Origin of the sequence: Aeromonas caviae, assembly GCF_000819785.1 — a bacterium.
Lineage (GTDB): Bacteria > Pseudomonadota > Gammaproteobacteria > Enterobacterales > Aeromonadaceae > Aeromonas > Aeromonas caviae.
In genome coordinates this window covers 121,712-147,939 of the sequence record NZ_CDBK01000088.1, presented here as the reverse complement: position 1 = coordinate 147,939, position 26,228 = coordinate 121,712, and the positions used below count along the sequence as shown (strand labels likewise).

Below are 26,228 nucleotides of genomic sequence, written 5' to 3'. Positions count from 1 at the left end.
ATGATCTCCTATGGAGTGGGGCAGATTGCCCCACCTGGTTGGTCCCTTATGGGGTGTTGATGTTGCCGCGCAGGGCCAGCTCGAACTTGTCGGTATCCTGTGACGCCACCGACTGCAACACGGTACGGATCGGCCAGAAGGGGGCGCCGGCTGCCTCGGTGGTGAAACGCAGCACGTTGCCACTAGCCCATCCTGCCCCCCAGCCCCTCGCGTCCAGCCGGAAATAGGGCTGGCCGTTGTTGGGGTTGATGGGCGCCAGGTCGGTGTTCACGTCCCCCACCGCGATCTGGCCCACATGCTCCCCAACCAGCACAAAGTTGGTGCTGGAGGTGAATATCACCGCCCAGCGCTCCTGCAGGGCGCCCCGGTTGGTGACCAGGAGCGGGTAAACCGTGTCGTTGTATTGCGCCGTTGACTGGTCGCCGATGAGGAAATCAGACCAGACATTGGTCCACGCCTTCTGATCGAACAGGTTGGTATACCTGGCCCACAGGTCGCCGATGATGAGGGCGCTGGAGACATAGGTATCTGCCGGGTCATAGGCATGGGACAGCGCCTTGGTCAGCAGCAGGCGGCCCGAGATCTCCACGTCGCTGACCAGGCTCATGTCCTCGATGCGATGCACGGCATAGAGGGGTTCGACATAGCCGGTCAGGTCTAATGGGGTGCCGAGCGTCACCACGCCGCTATCCAGGTTGACGCTGTAGAGGGTGGTCGCCAGCGCTTTGCCGTTCTTGTCCTCCACATGGGCATGCGCCAGGCGGGTGCGGCCGGTGCTGAGCTGCTGCCCTGCACTGACCCCCAGCGGGAACGCCGACTTGCGGGTGCTGTGAACCACCACCGTGGTCCCCTTGCGGATGAAGGGCACCCTGCCATCGGACGGCAGGCGCACCGGATCCAGCCCGATGATGTCGGCATCGAGGGGCAGATAGCTGAACACCACACAGTTAAACAGGATGGTGTCGGCCACCACGCTGATGGGCCGCCAGATCTTGCCGTCCAGCCCCACCTGGTCAATGTCATACCAGGGCTGGTTTTCGTTGCCCGCAGCGGTGACGAACCGACCAAAGCGCACCGTCACCACCCCGGTCTGGTAGTTCACCCGGCCATCCATGTCGGTGGTGGTGAAATAGCCGTCCCCGTCCGCCGTGGCCTCGATGCGCCGCCCACTCGCGGTGTTGGCGCTGATGTAGAGGCTACCCGGCGCCACCGGCGCCCCCGGGGTGCGGAAGGTCACCTCATCCACCGACTGGGCACTGAACGAGGTGGCCAGGGACTGCAGCGACGGCTGCGCCGTCTGCCCGGCCGCCCAGTCAGACAGCACCGCCAACCCGTTCGAGTAGTCGATGGTCCCTGCCTGGATACCGGATCCCGTCTCCGGGTCCGGGTTGCGGTAGAGCAAGCCTTGGCGGTCTACATAGACCGCCCCCCCCAGGGTGAAGCGCAGCGACCCTTCCAGAATGGCCTCCGCAAACCCGGGGGTGACATCAATGCGCAGCGCCTGGGCGGTCAGGGTGGCGTTTTGCGCCAGGGCACTGTTGTTGTTGCGGTAGGTCACCTCGACCCAGCCCCCCTCGCCATCGGGGAAGGTGTACGCCGTGTTGTGGTACTCGATGCCGGTCATGGTCCAGCGCTGCACCGCCACCTGGTTGTTGCCCACCCATTTGGTGCCCACGGTCACCCAGGCATAGGTCGGCTTGGGCAAGGGGGCACTGCCATCCGGCATGAAATGCAGGGTGCCGGCGGCGTAGTTAATGGCCCCCAGGGTGTTGCCGCTGGCGTCCTTGAGGTTGCCCTGGCCGTCATCCAGCAGGGTGATCACCGGGTCGCGGGTCTGGATCACCAGCTCCTGATCGTCCACATCGAACTTGTGATAGAGCGCGTTGAATTTGACATGCACCGACCCGGGGGTCAGGTTGGTGGCCCCGCCCCCTGCCCCGTCCAGGGTGATGGAGAGGTGCCCCACCTGGCCGGGGGTACTCAGGCGCCCCGGTTCAACGTGGCGCTCGGCCACCGGCTCACCGTACTGGTACTGGGCGATGTACTCCTGGCCCAGCGCCGGCAGGGTGATGTGATCGAGGATGATCACCCCCTCGGCATAGTTGATGGTGCCGGTGATGTCGCCGCGCAGGCTCCCATCCCCCACCGCATCGTTGGCCGTTTGGCCGCTGCCCCAGGTCAGGATCACGCTCTTGGGGGTGATCCCGGTGTGGGGCAGTTGCCATGCCGACTTGCTGATGCTGATGGGCTGGTTGCTGCGGTTGGTGTAGTTGACCGGGGTCGCCCAGCTGAACAGGATTGCGGTGTCCACGTCCGGCAGGGCCCCCAGGGTCAGCATGACCGACCCGGTGGCCAGGTTGACGATCCCGGTGCCGAACGAGCGATCCGCGCCGAACAGCTCGCCGCGCCCGTTGTCCTTCAAGTCGTACCATTTCCCCTGCGCCATAAACGACACCGTGAGGGTGCCCGGTGCCGGAGTCGGCAGCAGGGTGATGGTGTAGGCATAGCCCCGATTGTTGGCCTTGATGTCGATCCTGGCCGTGTCAGCGATACGGGACGGGCGAGACGCTGGCCAGAAGCTGATGGTTTTGCTGGCGGCCCCGTAGTTCGGGCACTGGGCGTTGAACTCCAGCTGACCACGGCCATAGTCGATAGCACCCACCACGGACCCGGCCACAACCAGCTCGCCCCCCTTGTCGATGATGACGGCCGCACCGATGGTGATGGTCAGGGTGCCGGGTTTCACGCCCGTGCCGAGGAACAGGCCCCGGCTGGGGGCAATGCTGACCACGGTCGAAAAGCTGACCAGGCCCTTGCCCGAATCCACCAGGCTGGCCATTTCGCCAGCCGCTGTCAGATCCACCGCTGGGGTCTCGGTGCGGGCAGACGGCACGATCTGGGTAAAGATCGTCTTGGCCCGCACCTGCATGGCGCCCAGGTTCACCGCCTCCGCCAGCTTGGTGGTGGCGAAGTAGTTGGCGGCATCGGCCACCACGGTTTCCCGCAGGGCGGTTTTGACGTTGGTCACCACATCGTAGGGGGTCGGCTGCTCCCCCTCGAAGGTGTAGCGCAGCGGGTCAGCCAGCTTGCAGGTCACCACGTTGCGGGTGAACTCGGGCACTCCTGGCACCTGGAACTTGGCAAGCTGCTGGGTGACTTCCAGCACCCGCACATACTGCTCGAACTCCCCTGCCTTGCCCTCGTTGCCGACCAGCACCAGGGTCTCCCCCACTTCCGGCAGGCGCACTTCGACGCGCTGGAAGAAGCGGATCGCCCGCTGGCCTTCGAGCTGGGTGTCGTACAGGAAGCCGCGCCACTTGGGACCACGGGCCAGATAGCGCTCCAGCACGTCGCGGGCATTGGCGCGGGTGTCGTGATGATCCCGGGTGTTGATGAGGCATAGCCCCACGTTCGGGTCAGCCGGGGGCACCTGCACGATGATATGGGCACCCCGATAGGTGTCCGTGTCATCCGTCTGCACCGCCAGAAACGCCTTGCGCATGCTGACCACCCCATAAGTGCGGTCGAGATCGCTGATGTCCTGAAACAGGCCATTGTGCTCGCCGCTCACGATCTCCTGACCGGTGATGCGGCCGCCGCCGTCCGTGGTGTCAGTCAACCGCTGACTGGCCATCAGTTTGATGTCGCCGGAATGAATGGTCATGGGGTTACCTCAAGAAGGCGAAGGGTGATTTCATAAGGGGTCTGGGCATCCGGATCCGCGATCCGGTAGAGTTGCTTTGCCTCCAGCCCACCGCTGTTTTCTCGACGCCATATGACGGTGAAGATGCGCCCGTTGAGGAAGAGCTGCATCCGAGTAGACGGGGCCGCAGCCAATGACTGCAATGCCAACACGGTCGAACGCCTTACCCATGCCTCACCATCAGAGCGAAGAGTGATGGGGCGCCCCTCGGATTGGACGGACTCTTCGACGATGATGGCCCCTGAAAGCGTTGGGGTTATGACCTGTCCAACAGGCTCCCACGCGAACTCATCTTCCCAATCCAGGTCATCTGGCAATTCGATACCCGCTAATGTGATCATCAGCTTCTGAGTCCTTGCTGTTTCAACAGACGCAGCAACGCATCCAGGTTTTCCTCATCGGACTGGAGTTCTGCGCTGTGAGTGTCGGATTTGAGATAGATGGTGACCGTTTTATTACTGCCTGATGGCGTCGGTGCACTCTGTTGTTGTGGCTGCGTGGTCCCTACAGTCGGCTGAGTCGTCGCTTTCTCCGCTTCCTTCTGCTGCGCCTTATTCAACTCCTTCTGGAGCTGGGCACGCATGGCCTCCATCTCCTTCTGGAATTTCTCTGCGTACCACTTGCTCCACTCGCTGTAGGCGGGGATGTCCCTGACCTTCTGGCTGTAGCGGGCCAGCTCGTCCTCCACTCCGGCTAGGGTGTTGGCCAGGGCATCGGCGTTGCCGCGGAGCTGGTTGATATCCACCGTTTTGTAGAAGAAGGAGCCAGCACCAACCGTGCGAGTCACATCCCCTCGCCCCGCCCCCGACAGGGCAGAGCTGCCACCACTCGTACTGCTGATGGCGTCTTCCACATCGGCTTTGGTCTTTTTGGCCTCTTCTTGCACCCCTTTGAGGTTCTCCCTCATGGTGTCGGTGGCCTTCTTCGACTTATCCGCCGCGGTGTTGAAGCCATCACCAATCTCTGCTGCTTTCGCTTTGGTTTGGCGGATATGATCATCCAGATAGGTAAGCCCGCGTCCTTGCTCCTGTGCAGAGACCTTTCCCGCCTGCCCTACCGATAACCAGACCTCTCTCAGCTCCTCCAGCTCTTGCACCGTGTCTGCCTTGTTGACGGCCGCCTTCATGGCGGCGGCAATGTCTTGCGAGGTGGCATTCACATCGGTAGCAACAGCGCGGAAGGTGTCGATGGTCTGGCGGCCTACGGCATCAATTCCGGTATGGAGCGCTTGATAATCCACGCCCAAGCGGCGCAGCTTTTCTGACAGCACCGACTCGGTGATCTGGGCCGTGCTGATGGCACCATTCTTCATGGTGTCAAAAGCCGCCATTGACTGGGCCTTCAGTACCTCGAGATCCTGTAGGCTCATGTCCTGCAGACTCTTGCGCAGCCCCGCATCAATCTCGGTCTGGGTGACCTTGCCCTGCTCACGCAGCGACTCGAGCGCCAGGGTAATGTTCTGCAGGGAGGTGGGATCCCCCAATTGCAGCCCCTTGAACATCTCGCTGATCCCGGTAGCCGTTTCCTTCCCTTTTGCCTTGAGCAAGTCAAAGTCGGCCACCAGCTTCAGCACGGCTGGCCGAGTCTTGGCGTCAATGGCCTGGCCAGCCATGTCGGCGCCAGCCGCCAGATCGAGAAATCCCTGTCGCATGCTGGCCAGTGCAGCATCGGCCTGATACTGCATGGACTCTGCCTTGAGCCCGGAGGCTTCAAGCGCCTTTTGCACCTGCAACTGGCCCGTCAGGTACTCGCGATGGCCTTTGAGCCGCTGCTCGTAGGCTGCCCGCTCGACGGCAGAGAGGTTGGCGACCTCCTGTGCAGTGAGGATCTGCACATTCTTGAACTCGTCAAACTGCGCCATGGTGGTCATGCCCTGTCGCTGCAGTTGGGCGAAGAAGGCGCGAGACTGCTCGGCCACTCGCTGCTCAACCTCCCCAGCCTCGCCCATCTTGGCCGCCCAGACCCCGGCGTCTTCGGCCAGCTTGGCCAGCCCTTTTCCACCCTCGTAGACAAGAACAGAGAGGCCAGCCGCAACGGCACCATTACCCAGGGTAAGCGCCCCCAGCACCCCATTGAGCTTGACCGCTTTCTTGGTCGTCTTGTCGAGCTCTTTGCCGGCTTCTGCTGTCGGCTGGACCACCCCGGTTTTCATCGCCTGCCCGAAGCCGAGCAATTGGGAGCTCCACTGGATCACCTTCATGGTGCCCCAGACCTTCACCACCAGTCCGATCCCGTCTCTCATCTCGACAAGGGTTTCGGTGATCCCACGAATGGCGATGGCACCAGATCTCATGCCATCGGACACACCTTGCGCCCAGGTTGCCAGACTGCCATCTGCCGCCGCGGCTTTGATCTGGGCAGTGACCTCTGCCAACTCGGATTTGATGAAGGCAAAGATGCCTGCATCGGCCACGGCCAGCTCGACCTGGTTGAGCTGCTCGAGAAAGTTCGACCATATCCCACTGAAAGTCTGCGCCATCTCCTCCGACGCACCGGCCGCATCCTCACCCATCGCCTTGATCAGCAACTCGATCTCGTTTCGACCCAGCTTGCCTGCCGTGGCCATGGCGATGATCTCGTCAGTGGTCTTGCCCATGGCTTTCGCCAGCAGTTTGGCCGCTGCCACCGAGCGCTCATTGAGCTGGTTCATCTCCTCGGCTTGCAGCTTGCCTTTGACATAGGCTTGCCCGAGGGCGGTGATGATCCCTTCAAGATCCTGATAGGTGCCGGCCGTCTTGGCGGTGTAGTTAGCCGTGGCCTGCAGCACCCCGTTATAGGGATCCAATCCGAAGTTCTTGGCCTTGATAAAGGCAGTGGTAATCTCGTTGAGTTGGAACGGGGTCTTCTCGTTGAACTCCCGTAACCAGGCCAGTGCCTTTTCACCGCCGGCGGCACTCCCTTCCACGCTCTTGAGCGAGACGCCAAGGCGCTCAATCTCATCCGCTGTTCTGACCATCCCGGTAGTGCGGGCAGCCAGTTGATCAAAACTGAGAAAGGCTGCTGCAACGCCGGTGATCTTGCCCGCCAGAGCTGCCCATCCTTGCTCGCCACTCTGAACCGCTTCATGCAGCTGTTCGGTGTTCTGCTCCGCCTGCTTGGCTTTCTTGCTGTATGCCTCCATCCCGGCGGCATTGGAACGCAATTGCCCTGCCTGTCCTGCAAGCTGGCTTTTCAGATAAGCCACCTGGGTTCCGGCCTGTTGGCTGGCCGTTTCAATCCGCTTCTGCTCGCTGGCCAGCTTGCGGGTGTCGACCCCTGCTTCGGTCAGGGCGCGGCGCAGCCCATTGAGCGTGCTGTTCTGCCGCTGATACTGACTATCGAGGGATTGCACTTCCCGGCGAGCAGCGTTGAACTCCCGAGCTTGCTGACGCAGCGCCTTCTCGCTGGCATCCAATCCGTTCTTGAGGGCATTGGTTTGCCCCGCGCTCTCTTTGTACTGGTCCCCCAGCAGACGAACCTGATCCCGCGCATCCTTGAGCGCCTGGCGCTGCTCCTTGGTGACGCTGGTTGCCTCACTGTTGGCCTGGCGCAGCAGATCCACCTTGGCCTTGGCTTCCGCATGAGCGCTCGCCAGCCGCTCGGTCTCCTGCCGACTGGTGCTGTAGGCAGCATTGGACGCCGTCAGTTCTTTCTTGGCATCCGCCAGTGCTTTGCCCATGCCGGTGGCCCGGGAGCGAGCATCCTCCAGCCCCTCCCCCAGATCGGCGGTGCTGCGCTTGAGGTTGGCGAACTGGGTCAGGGTGGCGTTCTGTTCACCGAGACGTTGCAGCTCATCGCCCAAGCCGCTGACCTGTTCGCTGCTCGATTCGGTCTCCCCACCCAGGGTATCCACCTCGGTGATGAGCTTGCTGATCTCGGCCAGCCCCTCAACGGCGGCACGGATCCGCAGCTGGATATCGGTATCATTGCTGGCCATGGGGTATCCTCAGAAATGAAAAAACCGCCGAAGCGGTTTTTTACAATTATTTCAAATGTTATTGTTTATTTTGAATTTTATTCTCGAGGCTTATATTCAAATGATTTAACATACAACATATTTTTATCAGAGTTGATTTTCACCAATCCGACATTAGGATCCCAAGTGAAATATTTACCACCGTAGTATCCGAGATACCTATCGCTTCCGCTAACATTTACTTCAACAGCGTTCAAAGTTGAAAGTACATAGTTATATTTAACACCCAGTATTAAATTTTTAGCCTGTCCAAAGCCAATCGTAAAACTAGCTAATGGAACGAAGATCATAGTAATGATGGTCACACCCGTCATGTATTTTCGATTGTTCAACCTACGCACATAACCATTTGAAACAAAATAAATATATACCACTACACAACTAAGCAAAACAAATGCCCATAACAAATACTCAAAGATACTCGAGTACTCAATTACGAAACTAGGAGTGTAGGACATAAATGCATATAGGGTTATTGGCATCAGCATGAAAATAGAGACAAATATATTCTTGTTATTTATTAAGAAATCAGCATATTTGTTATCAGCTGTTGGAGTGATTTCCTTTCGAAACTCACTCTTAAAGGAATGGTGAACATAGACGCTAAAAATCACTAAAACTGAAACCATCAATCCGGGTACGGATGATTTAGCAATGTCGACCACCCCTATAAAATCAAATATATTAACCGGAAATAAAGCCCAGAACCCCAAAGTATATGCTGCACCTGCGATCAACATATACACAGTCAAAAATGAAATAATAAACGGAATCCTATCCGCCAAAATATAATTATTCTTTACGCTCATCTTTATTCCCTTAGAAATTCAATATGGCGTTATAGTAAGGGAATTTCGGAGCTGAGTCTCGGCGTAACTGAGACTCAGCTAGATATCTTCAGTTAAGGATCTCCATCCGATACGGCTCGGACTTGCCGGGCTGGGTGACCAGCGAGCCTTCCAGTTCCCCTTCCATAAACTCGCCACTCATCAGCGCCAGGGCGCCCTGTGCGGCCAGCATGGCCTGATCGATGGTGACGCGCACCCGCTGGCCGGGGTTGGCCAGGTTCTCGCCGTCGATCAGGAAGTAGCGCGGCTTGAGAGTCTCGGTGGTGCCGGTGTAAGTGGTGCCGGTCACGGCCGCCTTGGTGTAGCTCACCTTGCAAGCGACAGCCGCCGTGTCGTTCAGCGCCATCACCATGTTGCCATTCACCTTGTAATCGGTGTCGAGCACCAGCGTGGTGCTGCCGCTGGCGAGTTTCACGACGATGGTGCCGGGCTTGATGTAGGCGTTGCCCAACTCGACCCATCCCTCTTTACTGAGGGTCACAGGTTCATCCACGACCGCGGCCTCGGTCTGGGTGAAGGCCACCTGCTTGCCGGCGATGGCATCGGCCAGCAGTTGCTTGGTCATGGAGTCCCATTTCAGGGAGAGCTTGGCCGGGTCTTTCGGCAGTTGGACCGAGTCCAGCGCTTGCCCGAAGGTGCTGCGCTTCTTGGAGATGCGCGACTTCTCCTCGGTGGTCGGCGGGGTGACGGTGATCTCGTTGACGTTGATGGGTCCAATCAGGGGCCCTTTCACGCCATTGGTGATTTCGGCGATGTAGACATCACCGGCCAGCAGCAGGCCTTTGTCGGTAAATGACATGCTTGGATGCTCCTATGGTATCCAGATGGTGGTGCCAACCTAGAGGCTGGCGGTGTAAGTGAGGCTGAATTGGATGGAGGTCAGCAGGGTGTCGCTGCCGATTTCTTCGGGTTCCAGATTGATGGTGCCAACAGAGATAGCGAGCAGCGTCGTGCCAGGCAGGGGGATCCCCGCCGTCGAGGGCACCAGCGCCGCCAGCACCTCGGACAGCAACTGGTCACGCCCTGCCCGCCCGTCACTCACGGACTGATAGAGGTCCACCTGAATGTTGCGGGTGCGCTTCCACTCCCGCCCCCGGCGGTCCGGTTTACCCTCGGTCAGTTCCCGAAAATGGGCCAGCGGCAGCGGGGTGTGCTGGTCGATCTGCGGGTCGCTGTCGCATACCCTGTCTTCTGGCGACAGTGCTGGCACGCTGCGCAATTTGGCCAGCAGCGCATCGATGATGACGGTCGCTTCGTTCATGTCACTCTCCTGCTGAAGGTGCTGGCAAGGTTGGCTTGCAGCTCATCGAGGAACTGCTCGGTGATGATGTCGTTCCACCAGCCCCGCAGGCCCACACCACCCGCCATCACCAGCCGAGGCTTACCGGCTTTCGCATAGCGGATCATCGGGCGTCGCTTCTTGCCGTAGGGGTTGATAAAGCCGTAGACCTGCACTCGCTTGCCGCCCCGCAGCACCCAGACGCTGGCCCGGGTGCCGGTACCATCGGTACGCTGACTGGCAAATTTGACTCGGCTGAACGGGATCTTCTTCAGGTCCAGGCTGATAGTGGCAACGTCGTTGCTGGCGTTCGCCTTGTCGAGCCGGATCCGCGCCCTGACCGAGGCTGTATTGAAACCATCCGCTGAGATCCGGTTCACGATGTCACCACGGGTGTTGGAAGCCACTTCATTGACCACGGCCACCAGCTGCTTGCGGATCGTGGCAGGGAGCGCCTTGAATGCATCAATACTCTCGCTCAGGCCGGTGACGTTGATCGCCCTGGCCCTGCGCTTGCGGCTAAGTCCGCCCGGCATCAGACCACCATAACTCGGAGCGTGGTGCCGTTGTCACTGCCCTCAATCAGCCCATCGATACGATATTGCCGTCCCCGCAAGGTGATCTGGTCACCCTGTCGTGCAAAGGGGGGGACGAGTTCAGGCAGGATCAGGTCTATCTGGTGTCGCGGTTCGCTGCGGGCCCCCACCATCACGTTCTCAGCCGCCAAGAAGGCGGTGACCGGATAAGGATCCCCCTGCTTCGGGGTGTAGGTCGCTGGCTCGCCGGAGAGCTTGCGGGCCGAGATCTGCAAGGCGCCAGGCTCGCTGGCGGTGTCTTCGATCAAGTACCAGCAGGCATTTCCCTTCAGCAACTGCCCGGGCAGGATATCGCCCCGAGCCCGCACCGTGATCAAAGTCGAACCGGTTGCATAGATACTGGCCTGGGCCTCGCGACCTGCCGCCTTCGGGTCAATGATCTTCGCCCACAGTTTGCCAAGCAGCGGCCATTCTGGGGGCGTGCCGGTTGCGGCGCCAAAGCGCGTCAGCCGGGTGTCGAGTTCGCCACTTTTAAGCATGCGTCCCCCTAGCCCACCACGATGTCACGGTAGGGGTGGATCAGCGAGTCATACGCCAGCGGCAGAGTCGTGGCAATGGTGCCCGTCACCACGGCCTCCCGGTTGGTGTACCAATGACCGATCAGTAGCAAGGCCGCCAGCTTGAGCGCAGGAGTGAGGGGCTGTCCCTCCTCCCCTGCTGCCACCAGCGGCTTGTTGATGTCGGACTGGATGTGGCTGATCGCCGCTTCAATCAAACCGGTCAGAAGCGCATCTTCGTCGGTCATCTCCGGTTCGATTCGGCACTGAGCCTTGGCTTCAACCACGGTGATCAGCAACATGTTTACTCCTCACCCTCGGCTGCGGTGTAGGCCTCAGCCACGCCACCGTCGATCAAGGCCTGCGCCTTGGCTGCGTCAAATCCGGTGATGTCGCCGGGGCTGTAGTTCTTGAAGGGGCGGATCACCTTGATAAGCATTACGGTGGGTTCGCTCCCCGCCTTGTCTGGTTTGGCCATGATGGCTCTCCTGAACGGTCTTGATAGGGAAATGGAAGGGGCCGCGAAGCAGCCCCATGGCAGGGTTTACCAGGTAACGGCAGTCCCCAGCACCAGCCCCTCTACGTGACGGAAGCCCACGTCGTGGTTACCGACCAGACGGATCAGGGACTGGTTGCGGGCAAAGGAGCTGACCAGCTCGCCGGCAGCATCCACATAGGTGGCTTCGCGGCTGAAGTCGATGGTCATGTTGTCCTGCTCGCCGATCACCACGTCGTTCCAGTCGGCGAAGTAGATCTCGGTCTGGTTGGTACCCGCGCCGAGGTTCACCGGGATGGTGTTGGTATGGGCAACCGGGTAGCCCTTCAGCAGGCCTTGGGCCATTTCCGGATAGACCTTATTACCGTTGCCATCGCGCAGGCCAAACAGCTTCATCCAGGAGCGCGGGCTCATGCCCCAACCCGGGTTGATCATCATGGAGTCGGAGCTCATCAGTTTCAGGATGAGCAAGTCGAGGTAAGCATCGATGGTGTCCAGATCCGCCGTGCCGGTCCAGGCAACAGTACGGCCCGCGTCGGTGGCCACTTTCTTGAAGCCGATCGGGGTATTGTTGCTGCCGTCATCGCGCAGGAACGCCTTGTCTTCACGACCGCCCATGGCCGCGAGCATGTCACCCAGCACCAGCTGTTCGACGTTGTACCCGGCACGCCCGATCAGCTGGTTGCTAATCGGCACCAGGGTGATCATGGTCTTGGCCGCCAGCTTCACGTCATCGAAGCTGCCACCGGTAGCCTTGGCATCAACGCCTTCCCCCACGTAGCTGGAGGTGGCCCCACCGGACATGCGCGGCATGCTCAGATTGCCGTTGGGCAGCGGCACCGGCCGGGCCCCGAGTTTGCGAACGATGGTGCGGGGGCGCAGCAACTCGATCACCTCGGAGTGCAGGTTCTCAGGGATGAGAGCACCGCCGGAACCAGCCGCGGTGCTGATAGCCATGGCAATCCCGGCATCACCAATCTCGTTGGCGGCAAACTGCTCTGCCAGCTCCATGTCCCCCTCGCCTGCAGCAATGGCCATGGCGATACGAGCCATGCCAGCACCGGGGTACTGCTTCAGCTCCTGCTTCACATGAACGGCAGGCGAGCCAATCATTGATGCAGAGGCCGTGACTGGCACTGCCTGCTGAGCTGCCAGCCGCTCTGCAGTTTCCAGTCGGGTGATCTGGGCACTGATTTCCGCGACTTTGCTCTCGAGTGAAGTGAACTCGGCCAACTGCTCAGCACTCAGAGTCCCGCCCTGCTTTTCGATATCAGCCAGGACGGTGATCTGGGCGACGATTTCGCCACGCTCGCGGCGGAGGGTTTCGATAGTTTTCATCGAGTGGTTTCCTTTGGGTATAAAAAAAGCCCCAAAAGGGGCTTATTGGGATGGGCTCCGCCGCAGGGCTAGAGCTGGTTCTGCAATTCGATGGCCCTGGCCCGCAGGCCTACGGACTGTTGAGGTTTACCCTGGTTGGCCACGCTGGCGGCAAGGGCGTTGAGATAATCCTGGGGATTGGCCAGTTCGTCTGCTAGGCCGTTGGCCACGGCTTCACTGCCGCTGAAGAGGGCAGCTTCAGTGGCCTGCACTTGCTCTGCTGACAAGCTGCGATATCGAGCGACCGAACTCACGAACAGCTCGTAGGCCTGATCCATCCGGTGGTCAATGGCGGCCATCGCCCCCTCGGAGAGAGGCTCGTGCGGGGTGCCGTCTTTCTTGCGCTCGCCGCGGTAGAAGGTGGTGAAGGTAAGCCCCACCTCTTGCTCCCACTTGCTTACCTCCATGTGCTCCATGATGACGCCCACCGAGCCGCAGCCGCCGGTCTCGCTCACCACCACCCTGGTGCAAGCAGCAGCGATGAAGTAGGCGGCCGAGTAGGCGGCGAAATTGACCAGGGCGGTAATCGGTTTGACGCTGCGCTTGGAATAGATGTATTCCGCCAGCTCCTTGCAGCCCACCGCCATGCCGCCGCCAGAGTTGATGTCGAGCACGATCTCCTTGACCCGTTCGTCAGCCAGCGCGGTGGCGATCTGCATCCTCACCCACTCGTAGCTGGTCAGCTCGGTGCAGGTGGCATCGATGTGACCACGCCGCGCCATCAGGATGCCGTGTACAGGGATCACAGCCAGCCCGCCGATGCGGTTCTTGAACTCGCCCTTGGCCTCCAGCGGAGCAGGCTCGAACCCGTCCGGCAACTCGTCGGCCGCCATGATGTCTCGATGGTTGCCCAGCATGCGTGGTAGCAGCAGGCTCTTCACTCCAGCCAGAACATCCTGAGTGGCATAGAGTGGTTGGCCAAACGCCATGCTGGCCAGATGGGGGTAATTGATCAGCTTCGGCATAGGATGGCCTCGATATCGTTGAGTTGTTCGGCGCTGGCTTTGGTGATGCCTGGCGGGAGGGAGCCGGTGCTCACCATGTTGAGCGGAGTCAGGTAGATATCTCCACCTGCTACCGGCGGTAGGTTCTCCAGCCGGCGGATATCGTTGACACTCATCCAGCCCCACTGGCGACCGAGGGCATAGGCCTCGTAGCGGGACTTCTGATCTGCCCGTAGCAACCCGGAGACGTTGAACTCGATGTAGAGGTTCTTGCGCTCCGCTGGTAACAGCAGGTCGCGCATCATGGCGCCTTCGATCCGCTTGACCCAGGCCAGCAGGGTGTAGATGACAAACTGCAGCCCCTGGTGCTCGATGTTGTTGTTGGTCGCCCGCTCCAGTTCGCCGATCATGTGCGGCGGCACCTTGTAGAGCCGGCAGATCTCGTTTGCGCCATACTTGCGGGACTCCAGCAGCTGCGCCTGCTCGTTGTTCATGGCGAGCTGCTTGTACTGCATCCCCTCCTGCAGTAATGCGACTGAGAAGGCGTTGCGCAGCCCAGAGTGGCGCTCTACAAACTTGCCGAGGAACGCATCCACCTTGGCCTGTGTGTCAAACTTGGCTCCATCCTTCGGGCTCTCGATGACGCCCGAGAGAGTCGTGCCATTGGCAAACACCCTTCCCGCATGCTCATCCACCGCCATCGCAAGTCCGATGGTGTCAGGGTTGGTCTGGATTGGTGACAGCCCCAGGTAGCCGTCAAGACTGAACGCCTTGACGTGGTGCACCATCCGCATCGGCAAGATCTGGTTGCTGCCATCCAGCAACTGGTAATAGGGCAACCCATCCGGCCCCTTGAGCACAGCTACCTTGTCCGGGTTGATGGGAATGAGCTCGGTGATGAAGCCTCGCCCATCCCGGTCGATCAAGCTGTAACTGTTGCCACGCAGGCCCAGGTGGCCCATGCGCTGCTCATTGAATTCAAACGCTGTGTCTTTCTGGTTCGGCTGGTTATGGATGAGGTCGTACAGCGGGTGGTCAGTTGCACGCAGCCGCTGGTCATCATCTCGACGGTAGAGCTCACAGGGGAGCTGCGCCACGGACTCGGCCAGCAGGGTGACACAGGCACGCACTACCCCTTGCGCCAGGGCAGTCTCCGGCGTTACCAGCACTCCGGCCTTGGTCGTCTTACCCGCCATGCTGCTGATCCACTGACTGAAGTTGCCGCCCTTGCGCCCGCTGCCGAACATCATTGGCAGGAACATTAGCTATCCCCCTTGTGGCGTTTGGCGAACTCGGCGGCAGCCACTGCTCGACTCATCATTAATGACCAGATCAGGCAGAGCAGACCGCCCACTATCCAGCCGAGCGGCGGGGCGTAGAGGCTGGCGCCATAGGCCAGCGCCGCAGCCCCCAGCAGGCCCACGATGAAAATGAAAAGTTGTGTCAGCATAAAACGTCCGAGGTTTCGTAGATGGAGCGGTCATCGCCGCGATCCGGCACCATGGCGCGGGCGATGGTCATGATCAGCGCCACCGCGCCGTCTATCTTCTGATCCGCGCTCTCCTTGATCGGGCGCACCATGTCATCGTTTCCGGGCAGGTATTTGCCGATCACATTGCCGATACACCAGGTCATCAAGCTGTTGCCGTCATGGTGGAAGCGGCCGGCCTGGATCGCAGCCTCCAGTTCCTTCATCCCGGCGGACATGTTCTGATAGTTCTGGGTGATGGTGATGGGGGTCATCCCCTCATCTGCCAGCGAGTGAGACAGGGCAATTGCCCCTGCCGGGTCGAGTGGAGTCTCCAGCACCTTATTGGTTAGGTTGGCCTCTTTGGCCTCTTCGAAGATCTCGCGATAGTCGATCTCTGCCCCATCGGTGGTGCTGAGCTCACCCAGGTTGACCCACTTCTGGTATCGCTCCGCCAGACGCCGGTTATCGTTATCGAATACGGTATCTTCCGGCACCCAGAATCGGGGGGCGACCGAGTAGTAGTGGCGCTTGCCGTCAATATCGCGCCAGAACAACCGCGCCATGGAGTTCATGTCGAGCTTGCGTGCCAGGTCGAAGCCGAGAATGCACTCGTCACCGGCAAACTGCTCAAGGGTGAGGCTCTTGTCCTCGCAGGCCGCCCAGCGCTGCATGTTGTAGAACGCCGTCTTGGCCGAGACCCAGACGTTGAGGTGTTTGGTCTTGAAGATGTTGGCAAAGCGGGCCGACTTAATTGCCTTGGCCTGCTGCGCCAGCAGGTGATCTGAGTAGACCGAGATCCCCATATTGGGGTTGGCCTTGGCCAGCACCGCAGGATCTGCCCAGTCATCACCTTCGTCGATGGTGTAGATGATCCCGAACAGCTCATCGTCCGGCACTGTGCCGGCCAGCATCTCGATGACCTCCCGCCGCTTGTCGTAACAGGGCACGTCGATGTTGTAGCCCGCGGTGGTGATGATCCACATCAGGGGCTGCTTGCGGGCCCCCATACCGGTGATCATGGTGGTATAGAGATCGTCGCTGTCGTGCTCGTGGTATTCGTCCACGATGGCGCAGGATGGTGACTGGCCGTCACCAGGGTTGCCGATCAGCGGCTCGAAACGGGCGCCGTCAGCAGGGATGTTCATGTTGCTGGCGTTGACCTCGATGCCGTAATGATCGAGCAGCGCCGGGGTACGCTTGGCCATCAGGCGGGCCGGGCGGAATACCTCCCACGCCTGTTTCTCTGTCGTGGCGCCGGAGTAAACCTCGGCGCCAAATTCGTTATCCGCCGCGAAGCAGTAGAGGCCAACCGGGGCGGAGAGCGCCGACTTACCATTCTTGCGGGGGATCTCGTTGTAAACCTCGCGAAAGCGCCGCAGGCCGCTTCCTTTGCGCACCCATCCGAACACGCAGCAGATGATGAACAGCTGCCACGGCTCAAGGTTCAGGGTCTGGCGCTTGAAGGCCCACTCCCCCTTGGTGTGGGGCATGAGCTGGACGAACTTGGCGGCCCGCTCGGCTTTGTCCTTGTCGAAGCGGTAGCGAAACTTGGCCGACTTCTCCTTGGCCAGATCATCGAGATGACGCTGGCATGCCTGGATCACATAGCGGCAGGCAGGGATCTTGCCGCGCACTATGTCGCGGGCGTAGCCATTGGCCACGTTGACGTAGGGATAGCTTTTGCGTGCGGCCATGGTCTATCCCTACAAAGCAGCGAACGGGTTGCCGCCTCCCTTCTTCTTGTTGCCGCCGATCAAGCGCGAGCGGCTGGAAGGGTCCAGCCCGAGCATGGCCCCGTATGTGGTCATTTGCTTGAGTGATTCGTTGGCGACGGTACAGGCCGGATTCTTGACTGGACCACCAGTGGCCCCTTCAACCACCAGGCCGTGCTTGGTGATCTCAATCTCGGCTCTGCGCCAGCGGGAGTAAGCGGCGCAGAACGCCTCCAGGTTGTGCAGATCGGTGATGCACAGCACCTCGGCGGCGCACAGTTCTTTGATGACCATATCCCACAGCGTGGGAGCCCATGGATCCTCTGCCAGCCACTCAGGGCAGGCGACCCCGATGAGAGGGGTGAAGATGGGTTCGTCTTTATTCAGTGCCCGCTTGCCGGCATTGCCTCCCAGGCGCTTCAGTGCGGTCGGCTTGGGCTTTCTGCCGCGCCCGGGCACGGCAGCTGCACCGGCCATCGCGCCCTCCATTTAAATTTTTAATTTCGCGGGTATAAAAATTTCGCGGGGCGGAGCAGTGGTGAGGTCGCAAAGCTGGGAGGATTTGATCCCCCCTACCCCCTACCCCGCCCCGCCCGGCGGGCTGCCAGCGCCTCTGCCCGCGTCTTGGTGGCGTGGCAAGGGTCGCAGATGCTCTGCAAGTTATCGTCATCATCGGTGCCGCCAGCGGCCTTGTTGACGATGTGATCGACCTGAGTCGCTGGTGTCACGATGCCCAAGGCAAGGCACACCTGGCACAGGTACTTGTCCCTCTCCAGTATCCGCTTGCGTCGCTTGCGCCACGCCCAGTCATAGCCGCGCTCATCGGCGCTGACTTTGGCCACCGTCTTCCACCCATCGAGCAGATGTATATGGGCTGGGCAGTAGCCATGCCGCTCGGTGGTCAACTGGTGACAGGTGCGCTCTCTGCACACCTTGGGAACTCGTAGAGGCATGGCTGCTACCTGGTTGGTGCCGCACCGGCACACATTAACGCGGGACGACCCGCCAGGTGGGAGAGTGACCCGGTGCGGCGATTCGGTTACTGCTGGGAAATCAGTGAGTGGTAGGCTCTTTCACAGGCCAGACCGGAGGCTCGAGCTCGGTCATACGCTCTTGCCAGCTCTCCCGCTCGCGCATCAGCCCGGCTGAGCAGGTCGGCGAGCACCACGGCGGGCTGTCTGGCTGTTTCGCCTGGCTGGGCAGCACCGGTATGGCTGGCGCACTGATTTGCTCGTGCTGCCAAGCGGCGGGCTTGCTCGTGCAACCCAGCAGCAACAGCACTGGCAGCAGCAGCGTCACTCTCAGCCCGGGCAATCTCTTGTTCTGCATCCTGTCTCACCTTCTCTATGTCCGCTTGGCGACGCTGCTCAACCTCTCGCGCAGCGGTTACCGCATCCGCTCGTGCAGTGGCCAGCTCGGCCGCCTGTTTGTTCCACTTCTCTGACCACTCAAGCCCCTTGTCATGAGCTCCGGAGCTGTAGCCTGAGTGGTGAATCCACCACGCCAGCAGCGCTACCGCGGTCAGGCGAGCGAAGAACCACACCACGGGATACGCATTGAGGAACTGCCTGACGGGGTTCATGCTGCAGCTACCCCATTTTTGATGGCCGCAGCGGCATCCATTCCCCTGAACAGGCATTCCTCTGCGACACGCCGGCGGGTCAGCCCGCGCATCACCTTGCCATCGTTCTTGTTCCACTTCCGAAACTCACGGGCTGCACCATCGTAATCACCGGTGTTCAGCTTGCGCAGCAGCGTGGAATCTCCCAACCCTTCCGGGATGGTGTCGGCATCGATATCAGAACCGACGTTGTAGGCGAACGACACCAGTGCATCGAACTGGCCTTGAGTCAGTGGCACTTTGACCAGCGACAACACATCACGCTCAAAGCGGCGGAGGTCATCAACGAACGCGCTGTCAGCCTGTTGCTGCGACCACTCCAGCCCGGGCTTCACCTCTGGCCCTGTGTGCCCCCACCCGATAGTCCACGGCTCCCCATTCTTGCTGCCAGGGTCTGGGTAGGCCCTCAACTTGCAGGTCTCGAAGTAGTGCATAAGGCTGATGCCGTGCGGTGATGTGCGCTCAACTCGGACCATTGCCAAACCTCCTATCCAGCACGCGACCGGCAAACTCACGGATCTTCTCGACCCCGAGGAACCCGATCGAACCGCCTACAAACCCAGATGCGGTGGCCGCAATCCCAAACAACTCCATCCCAGACATCACTGAGAGAGAAATGGCGCCACACAGCAGCGACTCGAGCAGCCGCTGTCGAACACCGCCGCCGGAGTAAGTCACCCGCAACCAGGAGATCACCACGGACAGAATGAAGCCATACAGCGCGGGCCAGTGAGAATCGGCCCACGCCAGCAGCCAGGCCAACAGACCAAGGTCTTTATCAGGCATCTGCATACCCACCACCCCGCAGGGACTCAGAAATGAAAAAACCCCGGCAAGGCCGAGGTTTGAAAGGGGAATAAAAAAGGACTGAACCCTTTCGGGTGCAGTCCTCCATCATTAGCTTTTAACTTACACAATTGTGCAATCCCCTGTCAACACACTGTACTTTGTGATGGAAATACTTGTCCCCACGCCACCCCAACTTCTCCATATCAGTAACCGAGTAGCTCAAGAAGCTCTGAGCAGGCTAAAACCTAGGCTATGGACCAAATCCGGGGACATTCTGAGACAAAAATTCATACATAAACTCACATGTCAACAATTTAGTTGACGATTTTTGAAGTCGATGATAGCATCATTGTGTCCGGTAAATTTACGGACAAAATGAGGCGTTCATAGGGTGACCCAAAGCCTCTAGGAACGTCCATCTAACTAGAAACCAGTCATTGCAAGTAGGGAGAAACTGATGAAAACACACCAGAATAGGGTCCTATATGAGCCCTGAATAAGGAGTTTTATACGCATAGATAAATACAAATATCATCGCATCGCCCATCGAGGTGAATAAGACGATTTAGAGGTAGGACGTTATGAAAAATGCCGCTAACGCAGTAGCGAGTTCGGCAATGAAGAGGCCGAAACAAGAGCGATTCGAGTTTCGGGTAACTGATGAAATAAAAGAGCTGTTCGAGCAAGCAGCAAGCATCAGCGGTGTCAGTGTGTCGGCTTTCGTCAAGATGGCAGGACGCAAGGTTGCCGAAGAGATTATCGAAAGCGAACGGACTTTGAGGTTAACCACTCAGTCCTATGCCAAGATGATCGAGCTTCTGACAAATCCGCCAGAGTTCAACACAAGAATGACCGCGGCTATCGAAAGCTCCCGTAGTGGAGTACTGAAGATTGAACGAAGAACTAGAAGTAAGAGTACAGCCGTTTTCAGGCAAGATTGATGCTGATTTTTCCAGTGGTGAGCCATCTTTGGATGACTTCTACCACAAGAAATTTGTAAAGCAGTGGCAAAAAAATGTACTAGCAGGGCACGAGGTTGTTAGTGACAGCGACGGAGTAATTGCATTCGCTACCATGTCCGCAACCAAGATTGAAAAATCGAAGCTAGGTGCATTTGGTAAAGGTCTTCCGTACCGAGAAGTGTCTTTTGTTCTAATAGGACGCTTCGCAGTTGACAAAGACTATGCTGGACAAGGTGTTGGCTCGTTTTTTATAGGGCATCTTGTCGAGATAGCATTAGCATCAGCAGAGCAGGTTGGGTCGTTTGGAGTCTTTGTCGATGCACTCCCTGGGGCCATCGGATTTTACGAAAAACTGGGCTTTGTTAAGTGCGAAGCGGAAGATGGCAGTATAGGAACGACGCCAATGTTCTTGCCTTTTCCGAAAAGGAAGACGTAGTAATCAGAGAGAGGGGCTTTGTCCCCTCTCTCCTCCTTTACAGTTGTTTGAGCAAGTGAAGCCTGGCCTAAACCACTTGAGCCATCATCTGCTCGTAGAATACCCAACCACCTCCCGCTGATAGCATCTAGCCAATATCATTGGATAGTACTGATATTCATCGTACTCCAGTCAGTCCGCCAACCTAGACTTCTAGTAAAGCTGTAGGCGACAGCTTACCTGTAAGATATCTGCTACCCAGAACAAGACCCTGTTCAATGACTCTACGGGATCGGCATAGATATTCCCTTCAGTTGACAGATATCCTGCTGCACCAGGTAGGTTCGCGCCAGTTCAGGGTCCTTGCACCCCAGCCAGGTGTCGTAGTCATCCGGCGACACGATGACCAGGCTACGCTTCTCGTCTCCGGGCTTGTGCATTCGCCGCAGTAGCGGGTGCGTGTCGGCATTGATGGTGAGCTGGGAGAAGCTGAAGGTGTAGCCCTGCTCCTCCTGCCATGCCCGCCAGATGCCGGCCACCGCGAAGGGCCTGCCGTCGGCCATGCTGATCCGCCAGCGCTCAGCCTTGCCGCTCTCGTAGCAGGGCTCGAAGAAACCGGACATGGGCACCAGGCAGAGATGCCCTTGCTGCCAGGCGTGGCGGTAGGTCGGCTTTTCACCCACCGTCTCAGCCCTGGCGTTCATCGTGGTGTAGTGCTTGTTGCCTGGCTGAACCTTCCTCTTGGGCACCATCCCATAACTGGCGATCAGCGCCTGCCGCCGTCCGTCTCGCTGGATCAGGATCGGGGCCAGGTAGTCCTGCCACACCTCCTCCTTCCAGCCGAACCCGGGATCATCAACTCCGAAGTATTCCACCAGCACCGCCTTGGTGGTCGGGATGTAGTTGATGCACATGCGCTGCCCCTCCGTCGTATGAGAGCTCAAACTCACCTGGTCAGTCTCTGCCAAGCATAATTGGCCGCGTCCCCCTTGCCATGCCAAGACCCGAACGACGACCAGTGATCTTTCCGGATCCCTCGGTTAGAATCACTGTATGTTCATACAGTGACCTTTACCATGCTCCCCCACGCAACCAATGCACCTATCATAGAGATCCCATTATTCCTCACCCCTGCCGCCTGCGGATTCCCCTCCCCGGCTCAGGACTATGTGGAACAGTCCATCGACCTCAATCAACACTGTGTCCCCCACCCGGCGGCCACCTTCTATGTGCGGGCCAGCGGACACAGCATGGTCGGAGAAGGCATCAACGACGGCGATATGCTGATCATCGACCGCGCCATCACGGCTCGCCACGGCGACATCGTGCTCGCCTGCCTGGATGGCGAGTTCACCGTCAAGATCTTGCAGTCCGACCCACCCGCGCTACTACCGTCCAACCCGGATTTCGCCCCCATCATTCTGCAAGAAGGGCAGGAGCTGGATATATTCGGCGTCGTCACCTTCGTTCTGCACAAAACCCGGCGAGGGTAGCCATGCCAACCGCCATTGCCCTGGTCGACGTGAACAACTTCTATGCCTCCTGTGAGCGTCTGTTCCGCCCCGACCTCAAGGGGGTGCCGATCGTGGTGCTCTCCAACAACGATGGCTGTGTCGTCGCCAGATCGGCAGAGGCCAAGCGGTTGGGGGTCAAGATGGGGGTGCCCTACTTCCAGATCCGCGAGCTCTATGAGGAACAGGGCGGTATCTGGTTCAGCTCCAACTACGCCCTCTACGGCGACATGTCAAACCGGGTGATGACCACCCTGGAGAGCATGGCCCCAACCGTCGAGGTCTACAGCATTGATGAAGCGTTCGTCGAGCTCAGCGAAAGCTGGGCCGGTGACCTGCTGGCCTATGGCCGCCAGATCCGCGAGCGGGTGCAGCAGTGGACCGGCCTCACCGTCGGGGTGGGCATTGCACCGACCAAGACCCTGGCCAAGCTGGCGAACTACGCCGCCAAGAAGTGGCCCGCCACCGGCGGTGTAGTGGATCTGCGCGATGAGGGGCGCCGCGCCAAGCTGATGGCCATCACCCCGGTTGAGGAAGTCTGGGGGATAGGGCGCAAACTGACAGCCAAGCTCAACAAACAGGGCATCAACACCGTGGCCGACTTGGTGGCGGCCGACCCCAAGAGCCTGCGTCGACAGTATGGGGTCGTCGTCGAGCGCACAGTGCAGGAGCTACGGGGGATCCCCTGTGCCGAGCTGGAGCCGATGGCCCAGGCCAAGCAGCAGATCATCTGCAGCCGGAGTTTTGGTGAGCGCATCACCGCGTTTGGCCCCATGCTGGAGGCGCTGGCCGGCTACATGGAGCGGGCCGCGGAAAAGCTCAGAGCGGAGGGCATGTGCTGCCAGCACGTCACCCTCTTTATAAGGAGCAGCCCCTTCTCGGAGCGAGAGACCTATTACAGCAACCAGGTATCGACCCGGTTGCAGACACCCACCTCAGATACCCGTGACCTGCTGGCCCTGGTTGAGCCGCTGCTGCGCCGGATCTGGCGAGATGATGTCCGCTATATGAAGGGGGGCGTCATGTTGGCCGATTTCACCCCGGCCAGCATGCACCAGGGAGACCTTTTCGCTGACCAGCAGCAGGATCCCCGCAGCGAGGCTCTGATGAAGGTGATTGACCAGATAAATCAGGGAAGGTTGGGAAAGGTCTACTTTGCCGCCAGGGGCCGGGACGCCAGCGAGTGGATGATGAAGCGAGATCAGCTCAGTCCCCGCTATACCACCTGCATTAACGAGCTTCCGAGAGTAAAGGTATAAAGGCAGGTGGCATGCAGAAAACCTATCACTCAGCTTGTAGCCAAGGTAGCCAACCAGCCCAACGCCTCTGCAGCCAGCACCCCGCCGCTGGCCCCTTCCAGGATCGCCCGCACACTGCCAGCCACAGCGCCGATCACCGGCCATTTCGGCTTGGGTGAGGCGGCCTGAGCTTGGAGGGTCGCAAGCTCAGCCTGCAACTCACCACAGGCATCCTTCTGCAGTTGCCCTTGTTCAATCACCTGCTGTAGCCAAGGCAGCAAGGCTTCCAGTGCCTCGACCTTCTGTTCACTGGTCACCGTCTGCTGTTGCTGGCTGCCGGGCGAGCTCACCATCAGTTGGCCACCGTGAATCCCCCCTTCGATGTGAATTGTCACCGGTGCCAACTGCTTGGCCTGGTCCTGTTCCTGCGTTGTAAAACTCATCTCTTCTCCCAAGATTCCTTCTGCCTCTAATGCAAGTGACCACTCCAGAACCTCATTACGCACCATGTCGAGGATGCTGCTGATGCTCCCTATCGTTAGTACACGGACAGGGAGGGCAGCATGACCAATGCAGTCCAAAAGCTGTTGCTCTACCCTATCGGGAAATCTCAACTTTATATCCATGCCTCCAATAGCCCACGCCTCGATCTCACCGATCGGCTGCTTGATAGCAACAGACTGGTACTTACCTAGATTCCATAATGCAGGGTTGGTGATCGGCCAGAGCTGCCCAAGATTGTCTTGCCCCATTAACGGTACACTAACTTCGCGGTACGGTGGGAGTTCCTGCTCATTGGGGTATCCTCTGAGCTCATAACCGATCCACTTTACCCACTCGTGTAACTTCAGCCGTCGTGCAGCCACTAAGGCACGACGTAGCAGATCGGGAGTCTTGACGGTCGGATCACTGGCCATGACGATGAGTTCAGGGATAAGGTCGGGCATTGAGGCACTCCTAAGTGAAATAGGGCCCCATTGTACTCGTTTTGGGCCGTGTAGTTTGCAGTGCTGCAAAGGGGAGGATCCCGTCAGCCCTGAAAGGAGGGGGATCGGCCCTACTTTGGTCGTTCGCCTAGCTCCCCAAATGGCCCTTGGCCATCCTCCCGCCGCATCAACTGAATCAGCGAACTCCCCGCGGTGAAGGCATGACCTTGGATAGATGAACCAACTTAGAGCGCAGGACGTTTAGTTTGGCAGGGGGGGCTTTACTGGGGGGTTCTGGATGGATGCAGAGCACCTTGATGAAAATCCGTTTGTGGGCTCTCCCCTCCTCTTTAAGCCCTACACGAACTTCGGCCACCAGCTCCACACAGCGCATCGTGCGCAGGTAAATCATGAGTTGGCCCGCCAGGCCACTGGGAATCTCAAGCACTTCGACAACGTCGTACAGGTCGAAGAAATCGCCGTACAGTAGCCCCCAGCCCGCCATCCTCAGAGCTGGCGTTTCCAATTTGCTACCCATCCCTTCAGTAATAACCTCTTACATGTACCAACAGAAACTCTTAATCATCACGGCCTTGCTTAACCCGCAGATAAGGTCGCCAACAAGCCCAACGCATTTGCAGCCAACACTTCACCACCTGCCCCTACCAGAATCTCCCGCACACTGCTGGCCACGGCACTGATCACCGGCCACTTGGGTTTTGGAGAGGCGGCCTGTGCCTTGAGCGTGTCCAATTCTGCTTGCAGTTCTGCACAGACCTCCTGCTGCAGTTGCCCATGTGCGATCACCTGCTGCAGCCACGGCAACAGGGCCGCTAAGGCCGCCTTTTTCTGTTCGTCTGTGATGGTCTGTTGCTGCTGAGCACCAGGTGAGCTCACCATCAGTTGGCCACCGGTGAAATCCCGGCCGATGTGTATGTGGGTCACCGGTGTCAGCTGTTGGGCCTGAGCCTGTTCTCGAGCGGTAAAACTCAATCCCTCACCCAGGATGCCTTGACCTTCCAGTTTCAGAGCCCAGTCCAGCACCTTGTTTCTGACTGCGCCGATCAGCGCTTTAAACATGCTCAGGTGGAAACGACGAAGGGGACGACAAGAAGGGCGTATAGCCTTCCTCAAAGCATCTTCAGCCCCAGGGGGAAACGTCATCACCACATCATCCCCCTCATTAATCCACCCCTCGATCTCTTCCACAGGAGTGTCCAGGTTGCAAAACCCCCATTCGCTTGCACTCTGCGCAGATGAGAATGATACCTGTGTCAAACCTCGCATAGGGTGGTCAGCCACTATTTCTCCCTGAAGCTGCCTATATGGGGGCAACGGCACCCCCTCAGGGTAGCCCTGCAACTCATGTGTTATCCAATCGATCCACTCTGGCAGATTTAAGCGGTGAGCAGCCACAAAAGCGCGGCGTAGCAGATCAGAAGTGGCCACTGCGGGATCACTGGCCATGGCGATCAGTTCAGGAATAAGAGCTGACATTGGGACGCTCCTGGACGATATGGGACCCACATTGTACCCGATGAAGGCTGTTCAGGTTTAAAGCTCCGCAAAAGGGGGGCGCCGAGCCCTGAAGCGGGATTTCAAATGTCTAAGTTACAGCACAGTGGTAGAAAAATGACCGTGTGAGAACCCCAGCCAGAAACCTTAAGTTGCGAGGATGTCAAATTACTGGGCATAGGCAATTCCGCCAATATGCCCACCACACAAAGCCACCAACCTCAACTAGACACAACCAACCTAGACTCGCAGTCAAAACATACAGTTAGGCTTGAAGATTCAGACCACGCAACTAGTACGTCAGTGATGTCACCTCCTTTCTGTTGAACCTCGACATCAGCAGCCTCCAACCACGCCAATACTCCGACACCAT

At 59.0% G+C, this 26,228-nt stretch carries 28 protein-coding genes; 4 read left to right on the top strand and 24 right to left on the bottom strand.

Annotated features, from left to right (window positions below; all coding sequences use genetic code 11):
• Nucleotides 1-46: 46 nt before the first annotated feature.
• From BN1120_RS15560 to BN1120_RS15470, 20 genes are all read right to left on the bottom strand, one after another.
• Complete coding sequence (locus tag BN1120_RS15560) at nucleotides 47-3,664, bottom strand: hypothetical protein (RefSeq protein ID WP_042016776.1); 3,618 nt, start codon at nucleotides 3,662-3,664, stop codon at nucleotides 47-49.
• A complete protein-coding gene (locus tag BN1120_RS15555) occupies nucleotides 3,661-4,044 on the bottom strand; it encodes a hypothetical protein (protein ID WP_231959421.1) in 384 nt (127 codons plus the stop codon). Before BN1120_RS15555 ends, BN1120_RS15560 begins: the two co-directional genes overlap by 4 nt.
• Entirely contained in the window at nucleotides 4,044-7,619 is a 3,576-nt protein-coding gene (locus BN1120_RS15550) for a tape measure protein (RefSeq protein ID WP_042016773.1), read from the bottom strand. The genes BN1120_RS15555 and BN1120_RS15550 overlap by 1 nt, the downstream gene beginning before the upstream one ends.
• 77 nt (nucleotides 7,620-7,696) lie before the next feature.
• Nucleotides 7,697-8,467, bottom strand: coding sequence for a hypothetical protein (locus BN1120_RS15545; protein WP_042016772.1), 771 nt, complete (start codon nucleotides 8,465-8,467; stop codon nucleotides 7,697-7,699).
• Nucleotides 8,468-8,555: 88 nt separating this feature from the next.
• A complete protein-coding gene (locus tag BN1120_RS15540) occupies nucleotides 8,556-9,305 on the bottom strand; it encodes a phage tail tube protein (RefSeq protein WP_042016770.1) in 750 nt (249 codons plus the stop codon).
• Nucleotides 9,306-9,344: 39 nt separating this feature from the next.
• Entirely contained in the window at nucleotides 9,345-9,767 is a 423-nt protein-coding gene (locus BN1120_RS15535) for a hypothetical protein (protein ID WP_042016769.1), read from the bottom strand.
• Nucleotides 9,764-10,321 carry a hypothetical protein gene (locus BN1120_RS15530; RefSeq protein WP_042016767.1) on the bottom strand — a complete coding sequence of 186 codons (558 nt, stop codon included), beginning with the start codon at nucleotides 10,319-10,321 and terminating at the stop codon, nucleotides 9,764-9,766. Before BN1120_RS15530 ends, BN1120_RS15535 begins: the two co-directional genes overlap by 4 nt.
• A complete protein-coding gene (locus tag BN1120_RS15525; protein ID WP_042016766.1) occupies nucleotides 10,321-10,860 on the bottom strand; it encodes a head-tail adaptor protein in 540 nt (179 codons plus the stop codon). Before BN1120_RS15525 ends, BN1120_RS15530 begins: the two co-directional genes overlap by 1 nt.
• 8 nt (nucleotides 10,861-10,868) lie before the next feature.
• Nucleotides 10,869-11,180, bottom strand: a complete 312-nt coding sequence (locus BN1120_RS15520) for a head-tail connector protein (protein WP_042016765.1) — start codon at nucleotides 11,178-11,180, stop codon at nucleotides 10,869-10,871.
• 2 nt (nucleotides 11,181-11,182) lie between these two features.
• Nucleotides 11,183-11,356, bottom strand: coding sequence for a hypothetical protein (locus BN1120_RS21390; RefSeq protein ID WP_154676067.1), 174 nt, complete (start codon nucleotides 11,354-11,356; stop codon nucleotides 11,183-11,185).
• 66 nt (nucleotides 11,357-11,422) lie between these two features.
• Nucleotides 11,423-12,712 carry a phage major capsid protein gene (locus BN1120_RS15515; RefSeq protein WP_042016764.1) on the bottom strand — a complete coding sequence of 430 codons (1,290 nt, stop codon included), beginning with the start codon at nucleotides 12,710-12,712 and terminating at the stop codon, nucleotides 11,423-11,425.
• Nucleotides 12,713-12,780: 68 nt separating this feature from the next.
• On the bottom strand, nucleotides 12,781-13,716 hold the full coding sequence (locus BN1120_RS15510; RefSeq protein WP_042016761.1) for a S49 family peptidase: 936 nt from the start codon (nucleotides 13,714-13,716) through the stop codon (nucleotides 12,781-12,783).
• On the bottom strand, nucleotides 13,704-14,957 hold the full coding sequence (locus BN1120_RS15505; protein WP_042016760.1) for a phage portal protein: 1,254 nt from the start codon (nucleotides 14,955-14,957) through the stop codon (nucleotides 13,704-13,706). Before BN1120_RS15505 ends, BN1120_RS15510 begins: the two co-directional genes overlap by 13 nt.
• The gene (locus BN1120_RS15500; protein ID WP_033130572.1) at nucleotides 14,957-15,145 is read right to left on the bottom strand and encodes a hypothetical protein; all 189 of its coding nucleotides are present in this window, start codon (nucleotides 15,143-15,145) and stop codon (nucleotides 14,957-14,959) included. The genes BN1120_RS15505 and BN1120_RS15500 overlap by 1 nt, the downstream gene beginning before the upstream one ends.
• Nucleotides 15,139-16,860, bottom strand: a complete 1,722-nt coding sequence (locus BN1120_RS15495; RefSeq protein ID WP_042016759.1) for a terminase large subunit — start codon at nucleotides 16,858-16,860, stop codon at nucleotides 15,139-15,141. The genes BN1120_RS15500 and BN1120_RS15495 overlap by 7 nt, the downstream gene beginning before the upstream one ends.
• 9 nt (nucleotides 16,861-16,869) lie before the next feature.
• Nucleotides 16,870-17,355 carry a phage terminase small subunit P27 family gene (locus BN1120_RS15490; protein ID WP_042016758.1) on the bottom strand — a complete coding sequence of 162 codons (486 nt, stop codon included), beginning with the start codon at nucleotides 17,353-17,355 and terminating at the stop codon, nucleotides 16,870-16,872.
• A 95-nt stretch (nucleotides 17,356-17,450) separates the two neighbouring features.
• On the bottom strand, nucleotides 17,451-17,831 hold the full coding sequence (locus tag BN1120_RS15485; RefSeq protein ID WP_042016756.1) for an HNH endonuclease: 381 nt from the start codon (nucleotides 17,829-17,831) through the stop codon (nucleotides 17,451-17,453).
• An 86-nt stretch (nucleotides 17,832-17,917) separates the two neighbouring features.
• The gene (locus BN1120_RS15480) at nucleotides 17,918-18,460 is read right to left on the bottom strand and encodes a DUF2514 domain-containing protein (protein WP_042016754.1); all 543 of its coding nucleotides are present in this window, start codon (nucleotides 18,458-18,460) and stop codon (nucleotides 17,918-17,920) included.
• Nucleotides 18,457-18,933 carry a lysozyme gene (locus BN1120_RS15475; protein ID WP_236754843.1) on the bottom strand — a complete coding sequence of 159 codons (477 nt, stop codon included), beginning with the start codon at nucleotides 18,931-18,933 and terminating at the stop codon, nucleotides 18,457-18,459. The genes BN1120_RS15480 and BN1120_RS15475 overlap by 4 nt, the downstream gene beginning before the upstream one ends.
• A 28-nt stretch (nucleotides 18,934-18,961) precedes the next feature.
• Nucleotides 18,962-19,291: a phage holin, lambda family gene (locus tag BN1120_RS15470; RefSeq protein WP_231959419.1), complete on the bottom strand. Its 330-nt coding sequence runs from the start codon at nucleotides 19,289-19,291 to the stop codon at nucleotides 18,962-18,964.
• A 578-nt stretch (nucleotides 19,292-19,869) separates the two neighbouring features.
• Here BN1120_RS15470 and BN1120_RS15465 point away from each other — a divergent pair.
• Nucleotides 19,870-20,229: a type II toxin-antitoxin system TacA family antitoxin gene (locus tag BN1120_RS15465; RefSeq protein WP_052455425.1), complete on the top strand. Its 360-nt coding sequence runs from the start codon at nucleotides 19,870-19,872 to the stop codon at nucleotides 20,227-20,229.
• A complete protein-coding gene (locus BN1120_RS15460; RefSeq protein WP_145983734.1) occupies nucleotides 20,180-20,686 on the top strand; it encodes a GNAT family N-acetyltransferase in 507 nt (168 codons plus the stop codon). The genes BN1120_RS15465 and BN1120_RS15460 overlap by 50 nt, the downstream gene beginning before the upstream one ends.
• 263 nt (nucleotides 20,687-20,949) lie before the next feature.
• Here the strand turns inward: BN1120_RS15460 and BN1120_RS15455 are convergent, their stop codons facing one another.
• Nucleotides 20,950-21,579 carry an SOS response-associated peptidase gene (locus BN1120_RS15455; protein WP_042016750.1) on the bottom strand — a complete coding sequence of 210 codons (630 nt, stop codon included), beginning with the start codon at nucleotides 21,577-21,579 and terminating at the stop codon, nucleotides 20,950-20,952.
• A 162-nt stretch (nucleotides 21,580-21,741) separates the two neighbouring features.
• On the opposite strand from BN1120_RS15455, the gene umuD reads away from it, so the two are divergent.
• Nucleotides 21,742-22,158 (top strand): translesion error-prone DNA polymerase V autoproteolytic subunit, encoded by a 417-nt coding sequence (gene umuD / locus BN1120_RS15450; protein ID WP_042016749.1) that lies wholly within the window; start codon nucleotides 21,742-21,744, stop codon nucleotides 22,156-22,158.
• 2 nt (nucleotides 22,159-22,160) lie between these two features.
• Nucleotides 22,161-23,435, top strand: a complete 1,275-nt coding sequence (gene umuC / locus BN1120_RS15445; RefSeq protein ID WP_042016748.1) for a translesion error-prone DNA polymerase V subunit UmuC — start codon at nucleotides 22,161-22,163, stop codon at nucleotides 23,433-23,435.
• Between the two features lie 29 nt (nucleotides 23,436-23,464).
• Here the strand turns inward: umuC and BN1120_RS15440 are convergent, their stop codons facing one another.
• The 3 genes from BN1120_RS15440 to BN1120_RS15430 form a co-directional block, all read right to left on the bottom strand.
• A complete protein-coding gene (locus BN1120_RS15440) occupies nucleotides 23,465-24,361 on the bottom strand; it encodes an AbiTii domain-containing protein (RefSeq protein ID WP_052455424.1) in 897 nt (298 codons plus the stop codon).
• 175 nt (nucleotides 24,362-24,536) lie between these two features.
• Nucleotides 24,537-24,878, bottom strand: a complete 342-nt coding sequence (locus BN1120_RS15435; protein ID WP_197713272.1) for a hypothetical protein — start codon at nucleotides 24,876-24,878, stop codon at nucleotides 24,537-24,539.
• Between the two features lie 59 nt (nucleotides 24,879-24,937).
• A complete protein-coding gene (locus BN1120_RS15430; protein WP_052455423.1) occupies nucleotides 24,938-25,837 on the bottom strand; it encodes an AbiTii domain-containing protein in 900 nt (299 codons plus the stop codon).
• Between the last annotated feature and the right edge of the window lie 391 nt (nucleotides 25,838-26,228).